General features: G+C 63.8%; 7 protein-coding genes. All 7 read left to right on the plus strand.

Annotated features, from left to right (window positions below; translation table 11 throughout):
- Positions 1 to 2: 2 nt before the first annotated feature.
- The 7 genes from Q0X85_RS02310 (at position 3) to Q0X85_RS02340 (ending at position 7405) form a co-directional block, all read left to right on the plus strand.
- The gene (locus Q0X85_RS02310) at positions 3 to 1577 is read left to right on the plus strand and encodes a Re/Si-specific NAD(P)(+) transhydrogenase subunit alpha (protein ID WP_297768445.1); all 1575 of its coding nucleotides are present in this window, start codon (positions 3 to 5) and stop codon (positions 1575 to 1577) included.
- 12 nt (positions 1578 to 1589) lie between these two features.
- On the plus strand, positions 1590 to 3074 hold the full coding sequence (locus tag Q0X85_RS02315; RefSeq protein ID WP_297768448.1) for an NAD(P)(+) transhydrogenase (Re/Si-specific) subunit beta: 1485 nt from the start codon (positions 1590 to 1592) through the stop codon (positions 3072 to 3074).
- A 223-nt stretch (positions 3075 to 3297) separates the two neighbouring features.
- Entirely contained in the window at positions 3298 to 4578 is a 1281-nt protein-coding gene (locus Q0X85_RS02320) for a DUF3422 domain-containing protein (RefSeq protein ID WP_297768451.1), read from the plus strand.
- Between the two features lie 105 nt (positions 4579 to 4683).
- On the plus strand, positions 4684 to 5835 hold the full coding sequence (gene ribB, locus Q0X85_RS02325) for a 3,4-dihydroxy-2-butanone-4-phosphate synthase (RefSeq protein WP_297768454.1): 1152 nt from the start codon (positions 4684 to 4686) through the stop codon (positions 5833 to 5835).
- Positions 5836 to 5839: 4 nt separating this feature from the next.
- On the plus strand, positions 5840 to 6385 hold the full coding sequence (locus Q0X85_RS02330) for a 6,7-dimethyl-8-ribityllumazine synthase (protein WP_297768456.1): 546 nt from the start codon (positions 5840 to 5842) through the stop codon (positions 6383 to 6385).
- On the plus strand, positions 6382 to 6864 hold the full coding sequence (gene nusB / locus Q0X85_RS02335; RefSeq protein ID WP_297768459.1) for a transcription antitermination factor NusB: 483 nt from the start codon (positions 6382 to 6384) through the stop codon (positions 6862 to 6864). Before Q0X85_RS02330 ends, nusB begins: the two co-directional genes overlap by 4 nt.
- Before the next feature lie 208 nt (positions 6865 to 7072).
- Positions 7073 to 7405: a hypothetical protein gene (locus Q0X85_RS02340; RefSeq protein WP_297768462.1), complete on the plus strand. Its 333-nt coding sequence runs from the start codon at positions 7073 to 7075 to the stop codon at positions 7403 to 7405.
- Positions 7406 to 7873 lie beyond the last annotated feature (468 nt).

A 7873-nucleotide genomic window follows, 5' to 3' on the forward strand; every position in this document is an offset into this window, starting at 1 on the left:
ATTTGAAGATCGGAACGCCAAAGGAAGTGCTTGAGGACGAGAACCGGGTGGCGATGACACCCGACTCGGCCCTGCAATTGCAAAAGCTCGGCTATGATTGCGCCATAGAGGCGGGGGCCGGGGTTGCCGCGGGCTTCTCGGACGCCGCCTACAAGGAGGCCGGTGTCGAGGTGATCAAGAGTGCGGCGCAGCTCTACAAGGCCGCCGATGTGGTGGCCAAGGTGCGCCCGCCCACCGAGACCGAGGCCAAGCGCCTGCGCGAGGGGCAATTGCTGATCTCCTTTTTCTGGCCTGCGCAGAACGAAGAGCAGATGAAGACGATCGCCGACAAGGGCACGTCGGTCATCGCCATGGACATGGTGCCGCGCATCAGCCGCGCGCAGAAGATGGACGCGCTCAGCTCAATGGCCAATATCGCGGGCTATCGCGCCGTGATCGAGGCGGGCAACAACTTTGGCCGGTTCTTTACCGGTCAGATCACCGCCGCAGGCAAGGTGCCCCCCGCCAAGGTTCTGATCGTGGGCGCGGGCGTGGCGGGTCTGGCTGCCATCGGCACCTCCACGAGCCTCGGCGCGATCACCTACGCGTTCGACGTGCGCCCCGAAGTGGCCGAACAGGTCGAATCGATGGGCGCCGAATTTGTCTATCTCGATTTCGAGGAAGAGCAGCAGGACGGCTCGGCTTCGGGCGGCTATGCGTCGGTCTCCAGCCCCGAATTCCGCGAGGCGCAGCTTGCCAAGTTCCGCGAACTGGCCCCCGAGGTCGATATCGTCATCACCACCGCCCTCATCCCCAACCGTGAAGCGCCCGAGCTCTGGACCGAGGACATGGTCAAGGCGATGAAGCGCGGTTCGGTGATCGTCGATCTGGCCGCCGAAAAGGGCGGCAACTGCAAGCTGACGGTGATGGACGACAAGATCGTCACCGACAATGGCGTGACGATCATCGGCTATACCGATTTCCCGAGCCGGATGGCGACGCAATCCTCGACGCTCTATGCCACCAACATCCGCCACATGATGACAGACCTCACGCCCGACAAGGACGGACAGGTCAATCACAACATGGAGGATGACGTGATCCGGGGCGCGACGGTGACCCATGCGGGCGAGGTGACGTTCCCGCCACCACCGCCCAAGGTCGCGGCCATCGCCGCGCAAAAACCCAAGGAAAAGGCCAAGGAGCTGACGCCGGAGGAGAAGCGCGCGCAGGAAATCGCGGCCTTCAAGGCGCAGACCAAGAACCAGGTCACGCTGCTCACGGTCGGAGCGGTGCTGCTGCTGGCCGTGGGTCTGGTGGCCCCTGCCAGCTTCATGCAGCATTTCATCGTCTTCGTGCTGTCGGTCTTTGTCGGCTTCCAGGTGATCTGGGGCGTCAGCCACAGCCTGCACACGCCGCTGATGGCGGTGACGAACGCGATCTCGTCGATCATCATCCTCGGTGCGCTGATGCAGATCGGATCAAGCTCGATCCTGATCACCATCCTCGCCGCCGCGGCGGTGTTCATGGCCTCGATCAACATCATCGGCGGCTTCCTCGTGACACGGCGCATGCTCGCCATGTTCCAGAAATCCTGATCGGAGGCGACAATGGATTACGGATTTACCATTGCGGCCTACGTGGTCGCGGCGATTCTCTTCATCCTCAGCCTCGGCGGTCTGAGCGGGCAGGAAAGCGCCAAGCGCGCCGTCTGGTACGGCATCACCGGCATGGCCATCGCGGTCATCGCCACATTGATCGGACCGGGGCAGGGGCTGTGGCTCTTGTCGCTGATCCTGATCGCGGGCGGCGGCCTGATTGGCTATCAGCTGGCCACGCGCGTGCAGATGACGCAGATGCCCGAATTGGTGGCGATCATGCACTCGTTGGTCGGCCTTGCGGCGGTCTTCGTGGGCTTCAATGCCGATATCGAGCTGACCCGCGTCGCGGCGGCGTTTGCCGATGAGGGCTTTGCCTTCCCGCGCCCCGAGACGGCGGTGGCCGAGGCCACGGCCTTTGCCAAGACCTTCTCCGGCTTTGCCGCCATCGTGGCCAAGAAGACGGCGGTCGAGGTCAGCATCCTGCGGGTCGAGCTGGTGCTTGGCGTGTGGATCGGTGCCGTGACCTTCACCGGCTCGGTGATCGCCTATGGCAAGCTGGCGGGCAAGGTCGACTCGGCCGCCAAGAAGCTGCCGGGCGGGCATATGCTCAATGCCACGGCGGCGGGCCTGTCGCTGCTCTTTGCCGCGATGTATCTGGGCGGGGCCGGGATCTGGACGCTGGTGGCGCTGACGCTGCTGGCGCTCTTCATCGGCTATCACCTGATCATGGGGATCGGCGGCGCCGACATGCCCGTGGTGGTCTCGATGCTCAACAGCTACTCGGGCTGGGCGGCGGCGGCGATCGGTTTCAGCCTCGGCAATGATCTCTTGATCGTGGTCGGCGCGCTGGTCGGCTCCTCTGGTGCGATCCTGAGCTACATCATGTGCAAGGCGATGAACCGGCAGTTCGTCAGCGTGATCCTTGGCGGCTTTGGCGGCGCGTCGGGCCCGGCGGCGGAGATCGAGGGCGAGCAGATCGCCATCGACGCCGACGGCGTGGCCACCGCGCTCAACGAGGCGGATTCAGTCATCATCGTGCCTGGCTATGGCATGGCGGTGGCGCAGGCGCAGGGCGCGGTGAGCGAGATCACCAACAAGTTGCGCGCCAAGGGCAAGAACGTGCGCTTCGCAATCCACCCGGTCGCGGGCCGCCTGCCGGGGCACATGAACGTGCTCTTGGCCGAGGCCAAGGTGCCATATGACATCGTCATGGAGATGGACGAGATCAACGAAGATTTCCCCGACACCGATGTGGTGATCGTCATCGGCTCCAACGACATCGTCAACCCGGCGGCACAGGACGACCCCAACTCGCCCATCGCCGGGATGCCGGTTCTGGAAGTGTGGAAGGCCAAGCAGGTGTTCGTCTCCAAGCGCGGGCAGGGCACCGGCTATTCCGGCATCGAGAACCCGCTCTTTTTCAAGGAGAACACGCGGATGTTCTACGGCGATGCCAAGGACAGTATCTCGAGCCTCTTGAGCAAGGTGGAGTGAGCCTGAGCGCAGGTGCAAACGGGGCGTGGCCGCAAGGCTGCGCCCCTTTTGCGTGGGTTTCGCCTTTGGCGGCGGGTGGATTCGGAGTATTTTCACCAAGAAGACGCCCAAGTGATGTGCAGTATACGATTGTGTTCCGCTAAATCACTGGGGATGAAGGAAAAAATGCTTTTACCCGCGATCCGGGCAGGTTAAGCAGCGGCTAGGATCAGGAGACCGGCGCATGCCCCCAATCGAAGATCATCCGCTGCGCTATGACTTGGCGAACGAGCTGCACGCGCGGCCATTCCCGTCGCTCAAGGTGCCGTGTACGGCAGTATTTCTGGCGATCAAGCAGCCCAGTGATGCCGCCAAGCGCGATCGCGCGGCGGATCTGGCGCATCTGACGTCGCTTCTGGATCGCTACGGGGCCAAGCATCCGCAACCCGGCGCGACGCACTATTTCGGCCAGATCGGGCGGCACAGCCTGAAATGGGAAAGCCATACCGAGATGGTGACCTACACGGTCTTTACCGACGGGGTCAGCTCGCGCCCCTTCGACCCGGTGGATTTCGAGGTGTTCCCGGAGAACTGGCTCGCCAAGGCACCGGGGGTGCGTATCACCTCTGCGATGATCCGGGTGGTGCCATGGCAGAGCAAGGACGCGACCCGCGCCGATATCGACAAATGGTTCGTCGATGAAAGCGTCGCCATGGCGCGGGTGCTTGACGATGCCGCCGTGATGGCGGGGGATTTCCGGGTCGACCCGGCGGGGCATCTGCGGTTTTCCCTGCATGTCGCGCCCTCCACCGGAGAGCGGCGCATCGGGCGCGTGGTGCAGCGGATCTGCGAGATCGAGACCTACAAGGCGATGTCGATGCTGGGCTTTGCCCGGGTGCGCGAGATGGGCCGCCAGATGGGCGAGACCGACAGCCAGCTGAGCCGTCTGATCGACGACATGACCGGTGGCACGCAGCCCGCCGAAGAGACCTTGCAGAGCCTCTTGCACGTCTCGGCCGAGCTGGAATCTCTGGTCGCGCAATCCTCGTTCCGCTTTGGCGCGACGGCGGCCTATGAGCAGATCGTCAACCAGCGGATCACCGTGCTGCGCGAAGAGCGGTTCGAGGGCCGCCAGACCTTTGCCGAGTTCATGATGCGGCGCTATGACCCCGCGATGCGCACGGTGCGCGCCACCAAGGACCGGCTCTCGGCGATGGCGGACCGGGCAATGCGCGCGGGCGAGCTGTTGCAGACTCGCGTCGATGTGGAGCGCAGCGCGCAGAACCAGGCGCTGCTCGAGAGCATGGACAAGCGCGCCGATCTGCAATTGCGGTTGCAGCGCACGGTCGAGGGGCTGTCGGTGGTGGCGATCAGCTATTACGCGGTCTCTTTGGCGGGCTATCTGCTCTATCCGCTGGCCGACATGCTGGATGTGAGCAAGGGCATGGTCACCGCTGCGGTGACCCTGCCCGTGGTGGGCCTCGTCTGGTGGATGGTGCAGCGCATCCGCAACAGGATCCACTGAGCGCACCGCCGCGTGACGGCATTCCGCTCTGGCCATTCCCCTCTGGCCATTGGCGCGCCTCTGCGATATCCGGGCCGGGTTGCAACACCCCCGGAGGACACGCCTATGTCCAAGACTGTCCCGTTCGAGAAACCCGGCCCCGTCGAGGCCGATCTGCGCCACGACATTGCCCCGACCGAAGAGATCATCGCGGAGGCCCGCAAGGGCCGGATGTTTATTCTCGTCGATCATGAGGATCGCGAGAACGAGGGCGACCTGGTGATCGCAGCGGAGTTCGCCACGCCCGAGGCGGTGAATTTCATGGCGATGCACGGGCGCGGCCTGATTTGCCTGCCGATGACCGCCGAGCGGATCGACCGGCTGGGCCTGCCGATGATGGCGGTCAACAATTCTTCGCGCCACGAGACGGCCTTTACCGTGTCGATCGAGGCACGTGAGGGGGTGAGCACCGGCATTTCCGCCGGGGACCGCGCGCTCACCATCGCCACCGCGATCAACGAGCAGAACACGATGGCCGCGATTGCCACGCCGGGCCATGTCTTTCCTCTGCGCGCGCGGCGCGGCGGGGTGCTGGTGCGCGCCGGGCATACCGAGGCGGCGGTCGATATCGCGCGGCTGGCGGGGCTGAACCCGTCGGGCGTGATCTGCGAGATCATGAAACAGGACGGCACCATGGCGCGGCTGCCCGATCTCATCGAGTTCGCCAAGGCGCATGATCTCAGGATCGGCACGATTTCCGACCTGATCGCCTATCGCCACAAGCATGACAACCTGATCACCGAAACCGGGCGCGAGACCGTCTCGTCAAGCCATGGCGGCGAATGGCAGATGCGCATTTTCGCCGATCAGATCAGTGGGACAGAGCATGTGGTGCTGACCAAGGGTGACGTGTCCGATGGCCGCCCCGTTCTGGCGCGGGCCCATGCGCTCAACGCGCTCGAGGATGTGCTGGGGATCGGGCTTGCGGCGCGCGAGGGTGCGCCGACCGGAAAACTGCCCCGCGCGATGGAGATTATCGCGCGCGAGGGGCGCGGCGCGGTGTTCCTCTTTCGTCAGCCGCGCCCCAAGCTGGCGGGTGAGATGGAGGATGACGACACGCCGCGCACCGTCAAGCAGACCGGGCTTGGCGCGCAGATCATGGCGACCATGGGCATTCACGAGCTGATCCTTTTGACCGACAGTCCGAACACGCGCTATCTGGGCCTTGATGCCTACGGGATTTCGATCACCGGCACCCAACCCCTGACCGAGGAGTGAGAGCATGGCCGAGCATGAATACACCCTGCCACGCGCCGAGTTGGACAAGCCGGTGAAGCTCTTGATCGTGGTGGCGCCGTTCTATCGCGATATTGCCGACAACCTGATCAAGGGGGCATGTGCCGAGATCGAGGCCACTGGCAGCAGCTACGAGATCGCCGAAGTGCCCGGCGCGCTGGAACTGCCCGCCGCCATCGGCATTGCCGAACGGATGTCCAATTTTGACGGCTACGTTGCGCTGGGCTGCGTGATTCGCGGTGAGACCACGCATTACGAGACGGTCTGCAACGACAGCTCGCGCGGCCTCACGCTGTTGGGTCTTCAGGGGTTGTGCATCGGCAACGGCATCCTCACGGTCGAAAATCGCGCCCAGGCCGAGGTGCGCGCCGATCCCGAGGCCATGAACAAAGGCGCGGGGGCGGCGGCTGCGGCCTTGCATCTGATCGCGCTCGCCCGTAAGTGGGGCGGCCCGCGCAAAGGCGTGGGGTTCAAGCCCGCGACCGAGGAAATCCGCCTTGCGGGCGATGTGAAGGACGATCCCAAGGCATGACCACCGACCCCGCCCTTTCCGGCAATCGCCGACGTCAGATGAAATCCGCCGCGCGCATGTATGCCGTGCAGGCGCTGTTTCAGATGGAGCATTCGCAGCAAAGCTCGACCGCCGTCCGGCAGGAGTTTCTCGACCACCGATTCGGGGCCGAGGTCGACGAGGGTGTCGATATGGCCGAGGGCGATGTCGATCTGTTTTGCAAGCTGATTGATGACGCGGTGAACTGGCAGGCGAAGATCGACCAGATGACCGACCGGGCGCTGGTCGCCAAATGGCCGATTGCCCGGATAGATCCGACGCTGCGCGCGCTCTTTCGCGCGGCGGGGGCCGAGATGATCCAGTCCGACACGCCGCCCCGCGTGGTGATCATGGAATTCGTGGACGTGGCCAAGGCGTTCTATCCCGACGGCAAGGAATCGAAATTCGTCAACGCCGTGCTTGACCACATGGCGCGCGCGGCCAGGCCCGAGGCGTTCTGAGGCTGACATCGGCAACGAGCCGCCGATTCGCCGCCGGGCCTTTCCTCACCTCGGAATGAGGGGTTTTCCCGAGGTTATGGCCCAAGGGGCGCGGGTTGCCGGGCCTGAAGCCGAGGGCGCTCTGGCGTGCTGACTGGTCGCGGGTCGGGTTGCTTGTAATCTCCCTGCAAAGGCGTAGACTCTGCGGTGAAAGCAAAGGAGTCGATCAATGCCCAAGCTTATCCGCCTTTATATCACCAATGTTGCTATCGGTTTCGGCATCGCGGCGGCGTTTGTCGGGATGCTGCTGTGGTTTGATGTTGCCAACCTCTGGCACCTCGTCACCCACTCCGACAAGGGGCTCTTGGCCGTCGTTATCCTGTGGGTCGCGAATGGGATCGTGTTTGCCGGGGTGCAGTTCGCGATTGCCGTGATGCGCTTGAAGGATGACGATGACGAGCCGCGTGGCGGACATCGTCAGCATGTCATGCGCCGCGAATATCTCGCGCTCCCCGTGCGCGCCGATGAAGGACAAGACCGGGCGTTCTGGCAAAAGCGCTGACAGCGCCTTCTCTTAAATATCGCTATTGAAAACGCCCCGCGCCGGGGCAGCCCTTTGCAATAAATGATGCAGCGCGGAGCTCAGAGCCGTTCAGCGCAACACGATGACAAGGATCCAGCTTCCGAAGATATCTTCGGAAGCTGGATGCGTTGAATGTCGGCTGTGCGGGACGAAGTTGCTCTTGGTGAAAGCAGGATCAAGGTCGGCCATTGGCCTTGAGCGGACCTTGCATCCCGCCAGAAGGTGCCGCGCAGTCGCAGGGCCGGGGACTGGCGATGCAACGGCCTTTGCGGGCGCTTTATGCCAGCCAAGTCATTCTAAACTCAACACGTTGCGCGCCACATCAAATCGCCAGGCCGCGGGACGGCCCGGCGATCGCGCGGCACCTTCGGTGCTGTTCGCGCGGTTGGCTCTTAGGTCCGCTCAAGGCCAAGCCAAGCCGAGGTTCGTTTCTAACGCAATCGACAG

The sequence above is a fragment of the uncultured Roseovarius sp. genome (assembly GCF_947259555.1).
GTDB lineage: Bacteria > Pseudomonadota > Alphaproteobacteria > Rhodobacterales > Rhodobacteraceae > Roseovarius.

Bases quoted from the DNA above. Each gene is read 5' to 3' on its own strand.
- Q0X85_RS02340 (WP_297768462.1), top strand. From the start codon at position 7,073: ATGCCCAAGCTTATCCGCCTTTATATCACCAATGTTGCTATCGGTTTC.
- ribB (WP_297768454.1), top strand. From the start codon at position 4,684: ATGTCCAAGACTGTCCCGTTCGAGAAACCCGGCCCCGTCGAGGCCGAT.
- Q0X85_RS02320 (WP_297768451.1), top strand. From the start codon at position 3,298: ATGCCCCCAATCGAAGATCATCCGCTGCGCTATGACTTGGCGAACGAG.
- nusB (WP_297768459.1), top strand. From the start codon at position 6,382: ATGACCACCGACCCCGCCCTTTCCGGCAATCGCCGACGTCAGATGAAA.
- Q0X85_RS02315 (WP_297768448.1), top strand. From the start codon at position 1,590: ATGGATTACGGATTTACCATTGCGGCCTACGTGGTCGCGGCGATTCTC.
- Q0X85_RS02330 (WP_297768456.1), top strand. From the start codon at position 5,840: ATGGCCGAGCATGAATACACCCTGCCACGCGCCGAGTTGGACAAGCCG.